This is a genomic window from Niallia sp. HCP3S3_B10 (assembly GCF_052064465.1).
Taxonomy (GTDB): Bacteria; Bacillota; Bacilli; order Bacillales; family Cytobacillaceae; genus Niallia; species Niallia hominis.
Map to the genome: position 1 here is coordinate 24,459 of NZ_JBQHVO010000038.1, position 16,768 is coordinate 41,226.

The following is a 16,768-nucleotide window of genomic DNA, read 5'->3' on the forward strand; positions in this document are numbered from 1 at the left end:
GAACAAACATTCTTATTTGGAGGGTCCAAAGGATGAGTAAAGCGTTTAGCAATTTATTAAAACATATCGATAAATTATCGCATACAGATAAAGAACGAGTGTTTCAATGGGTAAAACACTATGTTGAACCTTCTTTAACTGTTGATGGTCGCTTAATCGATGAAATGCGGGAAGTACGTTATAAAGAAGGTTTTGAATGCCCTCATTGCACTTCAGAACACATTAATCGATTCGGTAAAGTTAATGGTCGCCAACGATATCGCTGTAAGGCTTGTCGTAAAACGTTTATGGATACTACAAATACAATTCTTTATCGCACTCGAAAAGGTAATGAATGGATTACTTTTGTTGAATGTATGTTTAAAGGATATTCCTTGCGTAAATCAGCAAAAATTGTGGGCGTTACTTGGGTTACATTATTCTATTGGAGACATAAGCTGTTATCAGCTCTTAAACAAATGGGTTTTGAACAATTTGATGGTATCGTTGAAGTGGACGAGACTTATTTTTTGTATTCTCAAAAAGGTCAACGTGGCATTAGTGAACGTAAACCACGTAAGCGAGGCGGTAAATCAACACTAAGAGGAGTTAGTAAGGAACAAGTCTGTGTTCTAGTTGCTAGAGACCGAACAAAAGCAACAGTTTCAAAGGTAGCCTGTATGGGGCGTGTTGTTAAAACCAAAGTTGATGGTATGATTGGGTCTAAACTAACACCTAATAATGTACTTGTAACAGACGCTTGGAGAGCCTATAAAACCTATGCAGATGAAAGAGGGATAGAACATTATCGCATTAAGTCTGACGATGGAAAACACGTTATTAAAGGCTTATACCATATCCAAAATGTAAATGGACTCCATTCACGTTTAAAACATTGGATACATCGTTTTAAAGGTGTTGCTTCTAAATACCTTGATAATTACCTTGCTTGGTTTTTATTAGTAGATAGTCATAGCAATGAAAGTACAAAACACAATATCAAAGAATTACTTTTGACATCCTTTGTTTTTGAAATGACAGAAACCTATCGAAGTTTAAGGCTATCGAAATTCAATATGTAATGCTTATTTGACTGTTAGGGTGACTAAATCAAAATAGAGTTCTGGCAAATTTTTGCGGATTTACAACGTTAAACAATAAAGTTTACAAACGACACTTTGGGAATATTTTTGAAGGTGTTTTAGTAATGCATCGAGAAAAAAATATCACAATAGCTCTCAATTTCAAAAGGTAGAGTGCTACTGTGATTTTTATTTAACTTGATTTTACAACTGGTTCCTCTTGATTTGAAAAGTTTAAAATCACAACGCCCACGATAATTAGTAGAATCGCAGACACCTTTAACAATCCTAATGGTTCATCCCAAATAAGGAATCCAACAAAGGCTGTAAGAGCTGTACCTACACCCGCCCACACCGAGTAAGCAACGCTTAGCGACATTCCTCGTAAGGTTAACCCTAAAAATGTGAATGATAATAAATAACCAGCAACTGAGCCTATTGATGGTAATAAGACTGTAAATCCTTCTGAATATTTCATCATTGTTGTGCCAAATACCTCTGTAACAATCGCTAATACTAAATATATATATTTTGCCACGAATACAACCCCTTACTTACTTAAATTTAGCAGTACAACACCTAAAATGATGATTGCAATACCAATTAGTTTTTTTCTGTCAAATCCTTCTTTAAATATGACGACACCTATCGTAGCAGCTAAAGTTGTACCGACCCCTGACCAAATGGCATATGCTACACCAATCTCAAGTTCTTTTAAAGTTAAAGATAGAAAATAAAACGCTGCTGCATAGCCAACTGCAACACCAATGTATGGACCATAGTTCTTTGTCATACTTGTCACTTTTAACATCGCACTTCCAAAGGCTTCAAAAAGAATTGCAATACCTAATAAAACATATGTCATTTCCTTATTCTCCTTCTGCTAAACGGTATAATTTTTGCTTGATTTCATCCATTTCGACCGCTGTTAAGGGTGCGATTGTTGAAAATTTGTTGTAATAAACACCATCGATTGTTAGACGAATTAAATTGATTGTTGTCTCATCTAATTCATCTTTTTTCAAATGTTCTAGGATGTTTTGGTAAATGTCCTGCACCTGTTTATTTTCTAAAAATGGTACCTCCATCGAACCAACATATAAGTCGCTGTGTTTACTTAAATCATTGAAGCATAACTCAATGAATGCTTTTGTATAACGATTTCTTGTTTCTTTTTCAACTAGAATAAAGAATTCCTCCGAAAACTTTTCGTAAATATCTTGCACTATGCCTTCAATCAATGCTTGTTTATTTGGAAAATGATACAGTAGCCCACCCTTACTTGTGTTCGCTTTTTTTGCAACAGCATCAAGTGTTAGAGCATTTACACCTTCTTCTTGCAATAATTGAATTGCACTATTTATTAGTGTTTCGCGTTTTTCTTTTGCTTTTTGACTCATACAAAACCTCCTTCTCCAATCTCTATAATACCGTCTGGACGGTCTTTTTTCAAGCCTTTTAAATCATCCGTATTCAAAATAACGTTCCCAAATCAAAGTTTAGGGACAGTTTAAAAAGGCACGAACGTTGATTTAACATCGTTTCGTGCCTTTTCTTGTGAACATTGTTTATACCGTATTTTATACAGATGGCTCAAATTGTTGATGCAACTGTATTTGTACTTGATGGGTATTTTCGCTATCTTGCATAAAATTGTGTATATTCCTTATTGTTGTAAATACATATTTCTCTTACTATACCTAAAATGGGGGAACCACAATAAATCAAGTTCCCCCAATTATTTATTTAAAAAACAACAATTAAATTTAACAGAGCCAAGTTAATAATAAATCAAGGGGTAAGACTAAATCTATTAAAAACAAATGGGACAATAATTGATACATCGACCGATTAGCTTAATTGATTTTATTGCAGAGTGTCTCTAAATGATAACGAATAACTTCCTTCACCTTTTCTGGAGAGTATACATCAGGTCTTAATAAAGCATGAATCGACAATCCCTCTATTAATGCCGTTAACCTACTCTTTTCTAATTCTGCATTCATTGAATCTGATAATACGCCTTTTAGAGCTAAGATTTCAATCATTGAATTTGCTAATTCATATGTACCGTCCGTCATTTCATCTTTTTTGTCCTTTATTGTATCACTTGTAAGTGAACGTAATGCAAGAATCCACCAAACACTCGTTTCAATTTTCTTTTCTTCATCTATTGGTACTAGCTCTAATAAAACTTCTTCTACTGCCTGCACTGGGTTTTCTGACCATTCTTTATTTTGAGAACGTTTTTTCCCTTCTTCTAAGTAGTAATTCATAATAAATAATAACATTTCATCTTGAGTTGAAAAATAATGTCTTAACGCACCAGAAGACATCCCTGCCTCAGCTGCAACTCTTCGTATAGACGCTTTCTCAACCCCTTCTTTCCTAATAATATTCCATGCAGCCTCAGCAATTTGTTTGCGCTTTTCATCATGATCAACAATTTTTGGCATTATAAAAATCACTTCCTTTATTTAGCACAGTGTGTTATTATCTTTTTATAGCACGATGTGTTAAATAGATAATACCACAACATTTAAAGGAGGACTAGTTTGTTTGATCGAAACTATTGAAGCATTGATGCCTTCTTCATCATTAGACATTTCTTCAGCATTATTGATTATTTCTTTGTGTGCTTTAATTGATATTTTAAGTCCCGGTGTACTGACTGTAACAGCCTATTTATTACTGACACAACCGAATCAGTTATCTTCTCGTTTATTTGTGTTTTTATTCATCACGCAGTTAGGCTATTTCATCACGGGTTTATTACTCTACTTTGGTGGAAATTCATTATTGAAGAGAATAGAACAATTGTCTCAGTTTGACTTTATCAATTGGTTTTATATCCTACTTGGAGCAGTTCTTGTTCTAATAAGCTTCAGTAAACCAAAAGAGACTACAAAAAAACGTTTAATTTCATTTATCCCCAAAAATACAACAATTAAAGGGATGATTATACTAGGAATCATTGTTTTCCTAATTGAATTTGTAACGGCATTGCCTTACTTTTATTCAATCTTTTTAATGAATCATCAAACAATTGAGACTACACCTGCTATCTTAATTATAATTGGATACAATCTAGTAATGGTGCTTCCTTCTCTATTACTGTTAGGGGTTAATATTATATTTAAAGAAAGATTGCAACAATTTCTTATTAAAATCAGGTCAAAATTAAATGAAGCTCCAATCTCTTCACTCTTGGTAGCGACAGGAGTCATAGGTGCAGTTTTTTTTAATATCGGTCTTAGAGGCATATTAAATTAGAAAAAATATTAAAGAGGTGTTCATCATGAAAGAAATTATCAGTGGTCTCAGTCTACTTTTTATTATTCAGGGAATAGGCGGATTAATCAATCATTTGACTAATGGGGGAAAAAGTTGGTTTTTAGTAAATTATATTGATGCGTTTCAAGGGTTTGAAATCGTTTTGGACATTGTATTTATTGCAGTTGGTGGAATCATAGCTTTAGCCACTCGTAAAATAACATCAAGTAAAAGCAATAAGTGAATGATGTAAAATAAAAAATACAGAGTGAGAATTTCTCGCTCTGTATTTTTTATTTTAATTGATTCTCCTCGAGGCTCTACCAACCTTACTCATCCAGGTCATAGATAAAATATGATACCAAAATGATTGTTTTCCTCTTCTCTTATTAGCTCCAAATCCTATAGGCCTATTACAGTTTACGTTACCATTTTTTGTTCATCAATCTAGTCCGTTTGTAAAAGTAGAAAATTACTGAATCAGCTTTTAAATCTATTTTACATACACAAATTTCGAACAAAAATCCGGATGTATAATTTATTTTTTCAAAATCCTCAACATTCATTACCTCCTGTGGCTATTAGGTAGAGGGGTTTCCTCTCTGACTATATTGCAGGAGGTAATTCGTATGGACGAATTAGTAAGAATCAATTATGAAAATGACCGCCCCACAGTGCTTGGCCGTGATTTGCATGCAGTTTTGGAAGTGAAAACACCCTATGATAAATGGTTTCCAAGAATGTGTGAGTATGGATTTGTGGAGGGTACGGACTTTTCGACATTTCTGTCGGAAAGTACAGGTGGAAGACCAGCTGTTGACCACCAAATAACAATTGACATGGCAAAAGAGCTATGCATGATACAGCGTACTCCAAAAGGGAAAGAGTGTCGCCAATACTTTCTTGAAATAGAAAGAAGATGGAATTCACCAGAGGCAATCATGGCAAGGGCACTACAGATTGCCAATCAACAGCTAACTCAAGTAAGGAAACAAAATAAAGTGCTTGAAGGTACGGTTGCTGTTCAGAATCAGCAAATTGCAGAAATGAAACCAAAAGTCTCCTATTATGATGTGGTTTTAAATTGCAAAGACCTCATTTCTACATCAGCAATTGCCAAAGATTACGGCAAGTCAGCTATTTGGATGAACCGCTATCTTAATAAAAAGGGCATCCAATTTAAACAAGGTGGTATCTGGCTTTTATATCAGAAGTATGCAGAAAAAGGGTATACCAGCACCAAGACACATAGCTACATTGGTAGTAACGGTGAACTGCATACAAAAGTCCATACATATTGGACTCAAAAAGGCAGACTCTTCATTTACGAACTGTTGAAGGCAGATGGTATTTTGCCGCAGATAGAAATGGAGGGTGTGTAATGGGAATTGATAAATTCAATCATGAAGGATACCATGACCCAACTCCCCATGAGGCACTGACCAACATAATAAGAAAGAAAAAGGCAGAGAAAAAATCTGCCTTTAAGCCACTTGTATATATTTGTTCTCCCTATTCCGGTGATGTAGAAGGAAACATTAAAAAGGCTCGCAGTTTTTGCAGGTTTGCATTAGACCAAAACTGTATTCCGATTGCTCCCCACCTTATGTTTCCACAGTTTATGGATGATGAAAATCCAGAGGAACGGGAACTTGCCATATTTATGGACATCGTGCTTATGGGCAAATGCTCCGAGGTTTGGGTGCTAGGCAATACCATCTCAAGCGGTATGGCAAGGGAGATTGAAGTAGCCAAGAAACGCAGACAAACGGTCAGATATTTTAGTCCAGAGCATGAGGAGGTCGAAAGCTTATGAAAATCGCTGTGGGCAACAGCCGGATGGACAAGAAATGGAAAAACAAAGATATCTCGTGGGAGGATTTTTGTGCCCGAGTAAAGACAACACAACGTACTACGGAAACAGTAGAAGAATATCGGAAATTAAAAAGAGGTCAACAAGATGATATCAAAGATGTGGGTGGTTTTGTTGGAGGGCATTTAAAAGGAGGAAGGCGAAAGAAGGGCAATGTTTTATGCCGTTCTTTGCTTACCCTTGATATGGATTACGGTAGACCGGACATCTGGGAACAAATCAGTATGCTTTTTGATTTCAAATGCTGTGTTTATTCCACCCATAAGCACACACCGGAAAATCCAAGACTTAGGCTAATAGTTCCTCTTGCTCGTGAAATCAGCGAAGAAGAATACGCAGCCGTTGGACGTATGGTGGCAAAAGAAATCGGCATAGATCTTTTCGATGATACAACTTATGAAGCCCATCGCCTTATGTATTGGCCATCCACTTCCTCTAATGGTGAATTTGTCTATGAAGAGCAGGATGGAGAATTGCTTGACCCTGATGTTTATCTTTCAAAATATCAAAACTGGCGGGATACATCAACATGGCCAGTATCAAGCAGGCAGTCTGAAGTTATAAATCGCAGTCTTAAAGAGCAAGCAGACCCGCTTTTAAAGGAAGGTGTGGTAGGAACATTCTGTCGTGCCTACTCCGTTCGTGAAGCAATTGAGAAATTCTTAGGTGCAGTTTATGCACCTTCTGCTATGGAAGGGCGATACGATTATATTCCAGCTGATAGTAGTGCCGGTGTGATTATCTACGATGATAAATTCGCATACAGCCATCATGCTACAGACCCAGCAAGTGGATTACTCCTCAATGCTTTTGATCTCGTTCGTATTCATAAATTCGGTTCTTTAGATGATAAAGCTTCTACCACTACAGCTCCTGGTAAGATGCCATCTTTTGTGGCAATGTGCGAGTTTGCTATAAAAGATGAAAGAGTAAAAGCTGAGTTTTCTAAGGAAAGACAGGCACAGGCTGAAGAGGAGTTTAGTGATGAGGATTGGCAGACAGCTTTGGAATTGGATAAGCAAGGCCGAATAAAAGACACTCTAGACAACATCGTTTTGATTATTCGTCATGACAAGGAATTACAGCATATAGCTTTTAATTGCCACCGTGATGGTATTGATGCCAAAGGTGGCCTGCCTTGGGAACAGATCAAGGCGGGTTGGAATGATTCAGATAATGCACTTCTTAAAGTGTATTTAAGCAGCAAATACGGAGTTTATTCACCTACCAAGACCAAGGATGCTGTGTTAGCTGTAGCGTCAGAACGAGCCTACCATCCTGTTAAGGAGTATCTGGACTCCCTGCCAAAATGGGATGGAATTAGGCGAGTAGATAATCTATTAATTGATTATTTCGGTGCAACAGATAATTCCTATGCAAAAGCAGTCATCCGCAAAACGATGGTTGCAGCGGTAGCCCGCATTTATAGACCAGGCACAAAGTTTGATAGTGTCCTTATCTTAAACGGTCCTCAAGGTATCGGTAAGTCAACCTTCTTTGCTAAGCTTGCCGGAGATTGGTTTTCAGACAGTTTGACCATTACGGATATGAAAGATAAATCAGGTGCTGAAAAACTTCAAGGATATTGGTTGTTGGAACTCGGTGAGCTTGCAGGAATGCGTAAGACGGATGTGGAGATTGTGAAGTCCTTTATTTCGAGGGCGGATGATAAGTACCGTGCCAGTTATGGGGTCAACGTCGAAAGCCATCCCCGTCAATGCGTAATTGTGGGTTCTACCAATGCAGAAAGCGGATTTCTTCGGGATATTACGGGTAACCGCAGATTTTGGCCAGTCCGCATTAGCGGTAACAGTAGAAAGAAAGCTTGGCAGATGACCAAAGAGGAAGTACAGCAGATTTGGGCAGAGGCTCTAGTTCTTTATGAGAAGGGCGAAAAACTCTACCTTGAAGGTGATGATGTAACCATGGCAACCAGTGAACAGGCAGATGCTATGGAAACAGATGAACGAGAAGGACTGGTTCGTACCTACTTGGATACGCTCTTACCGGATGATTGGGACACAATGTCTTTGTACGAGCGTAGAAATTTCCTCGGCGGTAGCGAATTTGGCGGCGGCACCCGTGTTGGAACAGTAAAAAGAACCCTTGTTTGCAATATGGAAATTTGGTGTGAGTGTTTCGGTAAAGAGGCATCAATGCTAAAACCATCAGATTCCTATGCCATCGGTGCCATTATGAGAAAGATCAGTGAGTGGAACAAGTACACTGGGAACAAGAATGGTGTTGTGACGTTTCCTGTCTACGGAAAGCAACGAGCTTATTCCCGAGTCGAGGAACAACGCTAAGTTGTACCTTACCTTGTTCCCATACTGGTTCTTTCCCTAAAGTTAGTAATGATAAGGAAAATCAACGGTTCGGAACAAGTGGAACAAGAAGTATCCTATTTATTTATAAATAGTAAAAAGAAGTAATAGTAGCCTGTGCATACACGCATACGCGCGCGTATAGGAAAATTGGGTCAAAGTTGTTTTCTTGTTCCGAGCCTTTTTATATGGGAGGTATTTATGCTTGAAAAAAATATAGAAAAGAAACTGGTGGCTGAGGTAAAAAAGATGGAAGGCATTGCGGCGAAGTTTGTTAGTCCGGGTTTAGATGGGATGCCAGACCGCCTAGTGCTTTTACCATATGGGAAGATGGCTTTTGTGGAATTAAAGGCTCCCGGAAAGAAACCTCGCCTGTTACAGATTAGAAGAATAAAGCAATTACAGAAGTTAGGCTTTACCTGCTATGTCATTGATGATGTTAAGCAGATTGGAGGGATACTTGGTGAAATACAATCCTCATAAATATCAGACCTATGCAACGAACTTCATACTTAAGCATCCCATCGCTGCGGTGTTTTTAGAAATGGGTCTTGGCAAAAGCGTCATTACTCTAACGGCTATATTTGATTTATGTCTTGATAGTTTTGAAATTGGAAAGGTTCTGGTCATTGCCCCACTTCGAGTAGCAAGGGATACTTGGCCAGCTGAGATAAATAAGTGGGAGCATTTAAAAGGACTGGAGTTTTCGGTAGCCATCGGCACAAAACAGGAGCGATTGGCGGCTCTTAGAAAACCTGCAAGTGTCTATCTTATAAATAGAGAAAATGTGGACTGGTTGGTAAACAAAAGTGGCATCCCTTTTGACTATGACATGGTGGTAATAGATGAGCTATCATCCTTTAAATCCTATGGTGCAAAAAGATTTAAAAGTTTACTAAAAGTAAGGCCGAGGGCAAAACGGATCGTGGGTCTTACGGGTACACCCTCCAGTAATGGGTTAATGGATTTGTGGGCAGAGTTTCGTATTCTTGACATGGGTAAAAGACTCGGCAGATACATAACTCACTACCGCAATTCCTTTTTTACACCGGATAAACGTAATCAGCAAATCGTATTTTCATATAAACCATTGCCAGGTGCTGAAGATGCCATATATCGGCTCATTTCGGATATCACCATTTCCATGAAATCAGTCGATTTTCTGAAAATGCCAGAGTGCGTTATCAATGAAGTGCCCGTGTATCTGAATGGCAAGGAACAATCCGTATATGATCACTTTCGTGAAGAGATGGTTCTTGAATTTGCTGATGAAGAAATAGATGCCATGAATGCAGCCGTCCTTTCTGGCAAACTCCTGCAAATGGCAAATGGTGCTATCTATGATGATGATAAAAACTCTCATATTATCCACGACCGCAAGCTAGATGCTCTTGAGGATTTAATTGAAGGTGCTAACGGCAAACCTGTGCTTATTGCCTATTGGTATAATCACGATTTAGAGCGTATTAAGACAAGATTCAATGTCAGAGAAATTAAGACTTCCAAGGATATCAAGGATTGGAACAACGGCGATATTTCTGTGGGGGTTATCCATCCTGCATCTGCGGGACACGGCCTTAACTTACAAAGTGGTGGTTCAACGCTTATCTGGTTTGGACTTACTTGGAGTCTGGAACTCTATCAGCAAACAAACGCGAGACTTTGGAGACAAAGTCAAAATGAAACCGTAGTTATCCATCACATTATTACAAAAGGCACGATTGATGAAGATGTGATGAGGGCCTTGAAACGAAAGGAAAAGACACAGTCCGATCTTATTAACGCTGTCAAAGCAAATCTGGGGAAAGCGAGGGGTGTTGTATGATGGATGCATTTGATAAACTGGCAAATGCCATTATTCTACAGGCGGTCAAGGATTATCGTTTTGCTCTGAAAAGACTAGCAAAATACCCTCGCAATGATTCTGCTAGATATACGAAAGGTGAGATTGAGCGTTTCTTTCATTCCGGGTATTTCACTACCCTGACATCCCTCGATCCTGAGATGCTAATTCAAAAGCTACATGAGGAGGTGGTGCGATGACGGCAAAGGAATTCTTGAAACAAGCTTATCGCTTAAATGAGCTAATTAATTCCGATCTTGAGGAGTTGCAAAATCTAAGGGAACTCTCAAGAAGTGTTTCATCTCCTGTTCTTGAGGAAAAAGTCAGTAAAACAAAAAGTACTGATCCACCTTTTGAAAAATATGTGATTAGAATAGTAGATTTGGAGCAACAGATACAACAAGAGGTGGAACGATTAATAAAGCTGAAATCAGATATTCGTGAAGCAATTAACCAGATGGAAAATGTGGATGAGAAGCTGATTCTTCGCTACCGATACATTAACTTTCTTAACTGGGAAGAAATCTGTGTCAATCTTAATGTTTCTATGAGAACCGTGCATAGACTCCATTCATCCGCTTTGCAACATTTAAAGGTGCCGAAATAAAAAAGGATAGTCGGAGAATAGTGTGGAAAGGGATTAAAAGTTCATACCCAAATTTCTACTTTTTACTTGGTTCGATTGCAAAGGGACTAGCGGATAACTTTATTTGCTAGTCCTTGTAGCAATATTTATTTAATATTTGTTCCCCAATAATCTAATTCCATATATTGTTCAAATAAATTTCTAACAAATTTTAAATTAGATAAAGAGTTTTTAATCACTGTGATAAAATGAAATTAATAGCACATTAAAAAGAATGGAGTTGTACTAATGAAAAAAAGTAGATTTTTTATTGTCGCAACCCTTGCAATTATTTTAATAATTGGAATATCGTCATGTAGCAATCCATCTGATGATACTAAATTAGTCAGGGATCAAACTGAACTTGAAAAAATCACAGAAAGTAAAGAAGATTTTGCTACTACTAAAAGCTATATGGGAGGTAGTAATCAATTAGACGACATAACTAATGAAAATAGTGCCTTGGAACAAGAAGATGGTATGGAGCACTCTAGCGATACAGAAGGAAAAGACTCAAGAAATATAACAAATACAGATGGAAATCAAGAAGTAAGTAGTTACAATGAGAAAGACAATAAGATACATGATGATGAAGACCCTAGAAAAATTTCAAATAAGGAGTTATCGAATTTTATTGTAAAATATCATGAAGTTTTTAATGGAATAACGTCTAATGAGAAATACAAAAATATAGATTGGGATAATATGAAATCAACCAAGGAAAGTATGTCGAGTGAAATTGAACAATTTTTAAATAATCAAGATTCCTATCCTCCTTCTATGGGATTAGATTTTGAACGAATTATACAATTAGCTGAAATCAGTTTAAAGAATTATGACTCAACCCCCGTTGTATATATCCATCGAATTCTTCACGATTTAGATATAGAATATAATAAATATACTCCCAACAATAAATATGGTTTTTCCAATTATGATGGTGGTGGAGAGAATCAACTAACTATATCTGATTATATAGAAGGACACAAAAATTAATAGGGAGATAGAACGGATGTGTAATGAAAATGACGATCATCTTGTGAATGCACAAAAAACGAAATTTTTAACTGGAATTGGTTGTTTCTTTGCTGTAATTATAATAGGACTTATAGTTGTTATAATACCAGCATGGTTATTTTTTACGCAACCCAAAGAGACTCAATTAACGGTCAGTCATTCGCCTAACAATATAAACACAATTGAGGTTGTTAGAATAGAGGACTTCCCCGACCCTACAATTAGAATTAAATATGATAATAAAAGCGTTGTGAAAACAAAATTGCCCGACAAAATATCTGTGAAATGGAAGGATGACTACGAGGCTGATATCGTTTTTACTAAGCAAGGAAGAGAACCAGATATTGTTAAAGTTACATTCGAATAACTAATTTTCACAAAAATGCTTGAATTCAAAAAAAGCATTTTTGTGTTTCTATTACCAGTAAAGTAATAGTTCCATAAGATAATCCGAATACCCATATAAAGTTGGCACACTTTGGCACAGTTTGGCATACGATGACACTGTTTGTCCGTAGTGAAAGTTATATAATGGTAGTATGGAATATTAATAAACAGAAGCCTTCACGGGAGCATTTCTCCTGCGAGGGCTTTTTCTATGGGCAAAAGGAGGTGCAGTATGCCAAAGAAACCTAAGCGACCGTGCTCTTACCCCGGTTGCCCAGAGCTAACCGACAAGCGCTTTTGTGAAGAGCATAGTAAGAAGGAAGCTGCACGGTATGAAAAGTATGATCGTGACCCAGCAACTCGTAAACGTTATGGCCGTGCTTGGAAAAGGATACGCGACCGCTACATTGCAGCTCATCCTCTTTGTGAGGAATGCAAACGACAAGGAAAGCTGACCCCAGCAACCGAAGTGCATCACATTCTTCCACTTGCAAGAGGAGGGACTCACGATAGAAGTAATCTGATGGCTCTTTGTACACCTTGCCACTCTGCAATCACGGCAAGAGATGGAGACCGTTGGGGAACCCGGTAGGGGGAGTCAAATCTCCACAGCTTTTTCTTTGTGTAATCACTCTGCAGGCGGGTTCTAGCCCGACCGTCCATTACACAATTACTTATACCAAAAGCCGTCTAAATAATAGTCAGATGAGATACAATTTCACCATATCCGCTGCGTTGGGTTCATCAGGTTCCTTTATCCGTAGTGGTTATGCATTGCTTTGCACTATGACTGTAAATGGATCTTCTTCACAGGTACGTATTAAAGCGGCGGATGGAGATAACTGGGAAGGGACCACACCAAGGCTCAGATATGTTTCGGTAACCTGCGCTTCTACTACAGGTAATGCAACCCAGCCAGTCACATTCAAAGTGGTATCTGATGGACGATTGCCATTATCCTCTGGTGTAATTACCAATTCAAGCTATACGGTACTAAGTGCTCCATTGCTTACTATAGCTTGTGGAGCCCCAACATCTTGTACTGTTTCTCCAACACTTGCGGAAGGGAATGTGACTCTTTCTTGGAGCGGTGCTTCTGGAGGCATCAATAATATGATTTCCAGTTATGAGATTCAATATAGTGATTCCGCCGATAATGTCACATGGGGAGCATGGACAGCTCTGACAACGGTGACCACCACAGCGACAAGTGGTAGTATATCCGTTGCACCGCCTCCTACCCGAGGTAATTATCGTAGATTTCAGGTACGAACCCGTGGTACAGCAGGTGCTAGTTATTACTCTAGCTGGAAAGTATCCACAAACAGCGTCCGCAGAAATACGGTGCCAAAGCCAGCGACGACTGCTGTTGCCTCCCCTGCGGCATATAGTAATGAGACTATCACACTTACTTGGAGCGGAGCGTCTAGCGGTACCAGTCCAATTAAGGGGTATCAAATTGCCAGTCGCACATCCACGGATAACAGCACATGGAGTGCGTGGAATGTGTTGACCATGTTGACATTGGCAGCAAGCGGTGGTAGCTATAATCCAATTGTATCGAGGACCCCAGGAACATATACACAATTTGGTATTTGGACAATTGACACATTTGATGTTTACTCAATAGAGAAAATCAGTAATAGCATTTATTGCAACATCACTGCCTGTGCAGCACCGACTGCCTGCACGGTAAGTGCAACATTATCTGAAGGAAACGTTACTCTCTCATGGAGTGGAGCATCTGGTGGCGCAGGTAATCCAATCACTTCCTACGAAATACAATATAGTGATTCGCCAGATAATAGCAATTGGGGTGCTTGGTTGGCATTGGCGATAGTCAATACTTCTGCAACAAGCAGTATTTTAAATGTCAGTCCACCTGCTACACGTGGTCACTATCGTCGATTCCGAATAAGAACCCGTGGTACAGCTGGAGAGGATTTTTACTCAGGCTGGACTATTACCAGTAATAATGTTCGTAAAAACATACTACCAATACCGCCGACTTCTTTTACCGCAAACCCTCCTATCTATGAAGCAAATACAATAAACCTTTCGTGGAGTGGGACGGTACCTGGAACCAGCTCCATCAAGCAATATGTCATTCAACAGGCTACTTCGATAGATGGATTAAATTGGTCTGCATATGAAGCACTGACGACAGTTATTTCCAATGTGACTTCAGGCACTCTTCAGGTAAATGCCTCACAGGTTGCCGGTAGATATACTCGTTATCGAATCAGCGTCACAGATGCACTTGATGCAGTGTCTGCCTATGTTGTTAGTAACGCAGTAAAGAAAAACAGCCCGCCTGTAGCACCGATAGTGGACTGTCCAATGTCTGGCAATTTTACTTATAATGCTACACCACGTTTTATGATCACAACAGGAATTGAACCAGATGGACAAACACAAATAGTGGAGGTAAAGATTGACTCTGGTCCATGGCAAAACAGCGTAGACAATCCTGAGCGGTTTTCTGTAAGCGGCTATCTTGGTAATGGGGTCAAGACAATTTACCAAGCTGAGCCGCTTTCTGCAGGTAATCATACGGTTACCTTCCGTTGTCTTGACAGTGATATCGAATCAGCAAGTATAGAAGTTGTTCGTACTTTTACGATATTGGCATTACCTTTTGAATACATCACTCCAAATGTGACGCATGTAAAGGCAGCACATATTCAGACGCTTCGAACTGCTATAAACAGGATTCGTAGCTATTACAATCTGTCCCCTGCAACTTGGAAAGAGGATATCATCGCAGGAAAGACAGCTGTTAAGAATTGGCCATTTCATATCGTTGAAATACGCAAAGCTATTGATGCGATTATTATAATGGTTAATAGTTTTGATTCCTCTCAGGCATTCGATATACCACCTGTCACATGGCTACCTATTGGTACAGGAAGACCAAGGGCAGATGTAATGCAACAAATTCATGACCTAATTCAAATAATATAAAGATAAAATTCAGCGCTCTTGCAATTTGCAGGGGTGCTTTTCTATATACAAATACTCGAAACGGAGGTGTTTTTAATGAAAGAGATTTGGAATTGGATACAGCTGACTTTTGCCGCTGCCGGTGGATTTTTCGGATGGTTTCTCGGCGGTTATGATGGATTTCTTTATGCACTGGTAGCCTTCGTGGTCATCGATTATCTGACAGGTGTCCTTTGTGCAATTGCGAATAAAAAACTGTGTAGCGAAATCGGTGCTAAGGGAATTTTCAAAAAGGTGCTCATCTTTATAATGGTAGGAATCGCTCATATTATCGATACACAAATTTTGGTTAGTATTGGAGAAAATAGTGGCATTTTACGAACTGCAGTAATCTTTTTCTACCTAAGTAATGAAGGAGTATCCATTTTGGAGAATGCTGGACATATTGGACTGCCTATCCCAGAAAACCTAAAATCGGTTCTACAGCAACTACATGGACGTGATAAGGAACCGCCTAAGCCTGGTGATGGAAGATGATTGAATTAATATTTGATTAGAGGTGATTTTAATGAGGTTACGCAAACTAATACTTACGAACAATGCCTGCTATAAAGCAGGTAAAACAATAAAACCGAAGGGTATCATGGTTCACTCGACTGGGGCCAACAACCCGTGGCTTAAGCGATATGTTGGACCAGATGACGGTTTGTTAGGAAAGAACCAGTACAACAACCATTGGAATCAAGATAAACCTGGGGGTCGTCAAGTTTGTGTTCATGCCTTTATTGGTAAATTAGCAGATGGCTCTATTGCTACCTATCAAACATTGCCTTGGAATCACCGAGGTTGGCATGCTGGCGGAACGGCGAACAATACTCATATTGGATTTGAAATCTGCGAGGACGGTCTAACTGATGCCTCGTATTTTTCTGCCGTTTATAAGGAAGCTGTAGAGCTTTGTGTATATCTTTGCAAACTCTATGGGTTTAGTGAGGAGGATATCATCTGTCACAGCGAAGGTTATAAACGAGGCATTGCCAGTAACCATGGGGATGTGATGCACTGGTTCCCTAAACATGGGAAGAGTATGGACACCTTTCGAGCGGATGTGAAGAAGTTACTTAGCACAGAAAATAAACCAGCAGGGCCGGTGACAAAGAAATATTACCGTGTGCAGATCGGTGCATATTCGGACAAAGCAAATGCTGAGGCACAGCTTACCAAAGCTAAGAAGGCAGGCTTTACGGATGCATTTATTAAGTATGATTAATCAAATAGAGCAGGTAAAAAAACAGTATTTCTTAAATTTCATCAAGCCTCTCAAATAAAATATTAAACTATTAAATTTAAGTAGCCTGTGAGGGTTCTTCCCTTGCAGGCTCTTTTTTTTATGCCTTGATTTAATTAAATTCTACAAATCCT

General features: G+C 38.7%; 20 protein-coding genes. 16 read left to right on the top strand and 4 right to left on the bottom strand.

The window, feature by feature from the left end; translation table 11 throughout:
- The first annotated feature begins 32 nt into the window (after positions 1–32).
- On the top strand, positions 33–1,061 hold the full coding sequence (locus ACTNDN_RS15950) for an IS1595 family transposase (protein WP_048717987.1): 1,029 nt from the start codon (positions 33–35) through the stop codon (positions 1,059–1,061).
- A 193-nt stretch (positions 1,062–1,254) separates the two neighbouring features.
- On the opposite strand, the gene ACTNDN_RS15955 is transcribed toward ACTNDN_RS15950, so the two are convergent.
- From ACTNDN_RS15955 to ACTNDN_RS15970, 4 genes are all read right to left on the bottom strand, one after another.
- A complete protein-coding gene (locus ACTNDN_RS15955; RefSeq protein ID WP_082169273.1) occupies positions 1,255–1,599 on the bottom strand; it encodes a DMT family transporter in 345 nt (114 codons plus the stop codon).
- A 12-nt stretch (positions 1,600–1,611) separates the two neighbouring features.
- Positions 1,612–1,926, bottom strand: coding sequence for a DMT family transporter (locus tag ACTNDN_RS15960; RefSeq protein WP_048717989.1), 315 nt, complete (start codon positions 1,924–1,926; stop codon positions 1,612–1,614).
- Between the two features lie 4 nt (positions 1,927–1,930).
- Complete coding sequence (locus ACTNDN_RS15965; protein WP_048717991.1) at positions 1,931–2,461, bottom strand: TetR/AcrR family transcriptional regulator; 531 nt, start codon at positions 2,459–2,461, stop codon at positions 1,931–1,933.
- 456 nt (positions 2,462–2,917) lie between these two features.
- Positions 2,918–3,517 carry a TetR/AcrR family transcriptional regulator gene (locus ACTNDN_RS15970; RefSeq protein ID WP_015926218.1) on the bottom strand — a complete coding sequence of 200 codons (600 nt, stop codon included), beginning with the start codon at positions 3,515–3,517 and terminating at the stop codon, positions 2,918–2,920.
- A gap of 103 nt (positions 3,518–3,620) precedes the next feature.
- Between ACTNDN_RS15970 and ACTNDN_RS15975 the strand changes: the two genes are divergently transcribed.
- The 15 genes from ACTNDN_RS15975 (at position 3,621) to ACTNDN_RS16045 (ending at position 16,616) form a co-directional block, all read left to right on the top strand.
- Positions 3,621–4,334, top strand: coding sequence for a GAP family protein (locus ACTNDN_RS15975; RefSeq protein WP_048717993.1), 714 nt, complete (start codon positions 3,621–3,623; stop codon positions 4,332–4,334).
- A gap of 25 nt (positions 4,335–4,359) precedes the next feature.
- A complete protein-coding gene (locus ACTNDN_RS15980) occupies positions 4,360–4,578 on the top strand; it encodes a hypothetical protein (protein WP_000658732.1) in 219 nt (72 codons plus the stop codon).
- 385 nt (positions 4,579–4,963) lie between these two features.
- The gene (locus ACTNDN_RS15985; protein ID WP_048717996.1) at positions 4,964–5,716 is read left to right on the top strand and encodes a phage antirepressor KilAC domain-containing protein; all 753 of its coding nucleotides are present in this window, start codon (positions 4,964–4,966) and stop codon (positions 5,714–5,716) included.
- Positions 5,716–6,150 carry a DUF7768 domain-containing protein gene (locus ACTNDN_RS15990; RefSeq protein WP_048717998.1) on the top strand — a complete coding sequence of 145 codons (435 nt, stop codon included), beginning with the start codon at positions 5,716–5,718 and terminating at the stop codon, positions 6,148–6,150. The genes ACTNDN_RS15985 and ACTNDN_RS15990 overlap by 1 nt, the downstream gene beginning before the upstream one ends.
- Positions 6,147–8,513, top strand: coding sequence for a VapE domain-containing protein (locus ACTNDN_RS15995; RefSeq protein ID WP_441131468.1), 2,367 nt, complete (start codon positions 6,147–6,149; stop codon positions 8,511–8,513). Before ACTNDN_RS15990 ends, ACTNDN_RS15995 begins: the two co-directional genes overlap by 4 nt.
- Positions 8,514–8,732: 219 nt before the next feature.
- Positions 8,733–9,014, top strand: a complete 282-nt coding sequence (locus ACTNDN_RS16000; RefSeq protein WP_031536866.1) for a VRR-NUC domain-containing protein — start codon at positions 8,733–8,735, stop codon at positions 9,012–9,014.
- A complete protein-coding gene (locus tag ACTNDN_RS16005) occupies positions 8,995–10,356 on the top strand; it encodes an SNF2-related protein (protein WP_441131489.1) in 1,362 nt (453 codons plus the stop codon). The genes ACTNDN_RS16000 and ACTNDN_RS16005 overlap by 20 nt, the downstream gene beginning before the upstream one ends.
- A complete protein-coding gene (locus tag ACTNDN_RS16010) occupies positions 10,353–10,574 on the top strand; it encodes a hypothetical protein (protein ID WP_031536864.1) in 222 nt (73 codons plus the stop codon). The genes ACTNDN_RS16005 and ACTNDN_RS16010 overlap by 4 nt, the downstream gene beginning before the upstream one ends.
- On the top strand, positions 10,571–10,981 hold the full coding sequence (locus ACTNDN_RS16015; protein ID WP_031536863.1) for a DUF1492 domain-containing protein: 411 nt from the start codon (positions 10,571–10,573) through the stop codon (positions 10,979–10,981). Before ACTNDN_RS16010 ends, ACTNDN_RS16015 begins: the two co-directional genes overlap by 4 nt.
- A gap of 267 nt (positions 10,982–11,248) precedes the next feature.
- Positions 11,249–11,995, top strand: a complete 747-nt coding sequence (locus ACTNDN_RS16020) for a hypothetical protein (protein WP_031536862.1) — start codon at positions 11,249–11,251, stop codon at positions 11,993–11,995.
- A 16-nt stretch (positions 11,996–12,011) separates the two neighbouring features.
- Positions 12,012–12,383, top strand: coding sequence for a hypothetical protein (locus tag ACTNDN_RS16025; protein ID WP_031536861.1), 372 nt, complete (start codon positions 12,012–12,014; stop codon positions 12,381–12,383).
- A gap of 252 nt (positions 12,384–12,635) precedes the next feature.
- Positions 12,636–12,995: an HNH endonuclease gene (locus ACTNDN_RS16030; RefSeq protein WP_217818771.1), complete on the top strand. Its 360-nt coding sequence runs from the start codon at positions 12,636–12,638 to the stop codon at positions 12,993–12,995.
- Positions 12,980–15,367: a hypothetical protein gene (locus ACTNDN_RS16035; protein ID WP_441131471.1), complete on the top strand. Its 2,388-nt coding sequence runs from the start codon at positions 12,980–12,982 to the stop codon at positions 15,365–15,367. The genes ACTNDN_RS16030 and ACTNDN_RS16035 overlap by 16 nt, the downstream gene beginning before the upstream one ends.
- 75 nt (positions 15,368–15,442) lie before the next feature.
- On the top strand, positions 15,443–15,883 hold the full coding sequence (locus ACTNDN_RS16040; RefSeq protein ID WP_274338082.1) for a phage holin family protein: 441 nt from the start codon (positions 15,443–15,445) through the stop codon (positions 15,881–15,883).
- Positions 15,884–15,914: 31 nt separating this feature from the next.
- Positions 15,915–16,616: an N-acetylmuramoyl-L-alanine amidase gene (locus tag ACTNDN_RS16045; RefSeq protein WP_276105248.1), complete on the top strand. Its 702-nt coding sequence runs from the start codon at positions 15,915–15,917 to the stop codon at positions 16,614–16,616.
- The last annotated feature ends 152 nt before the right edge of the window (positions 16,617–16,768 follow it).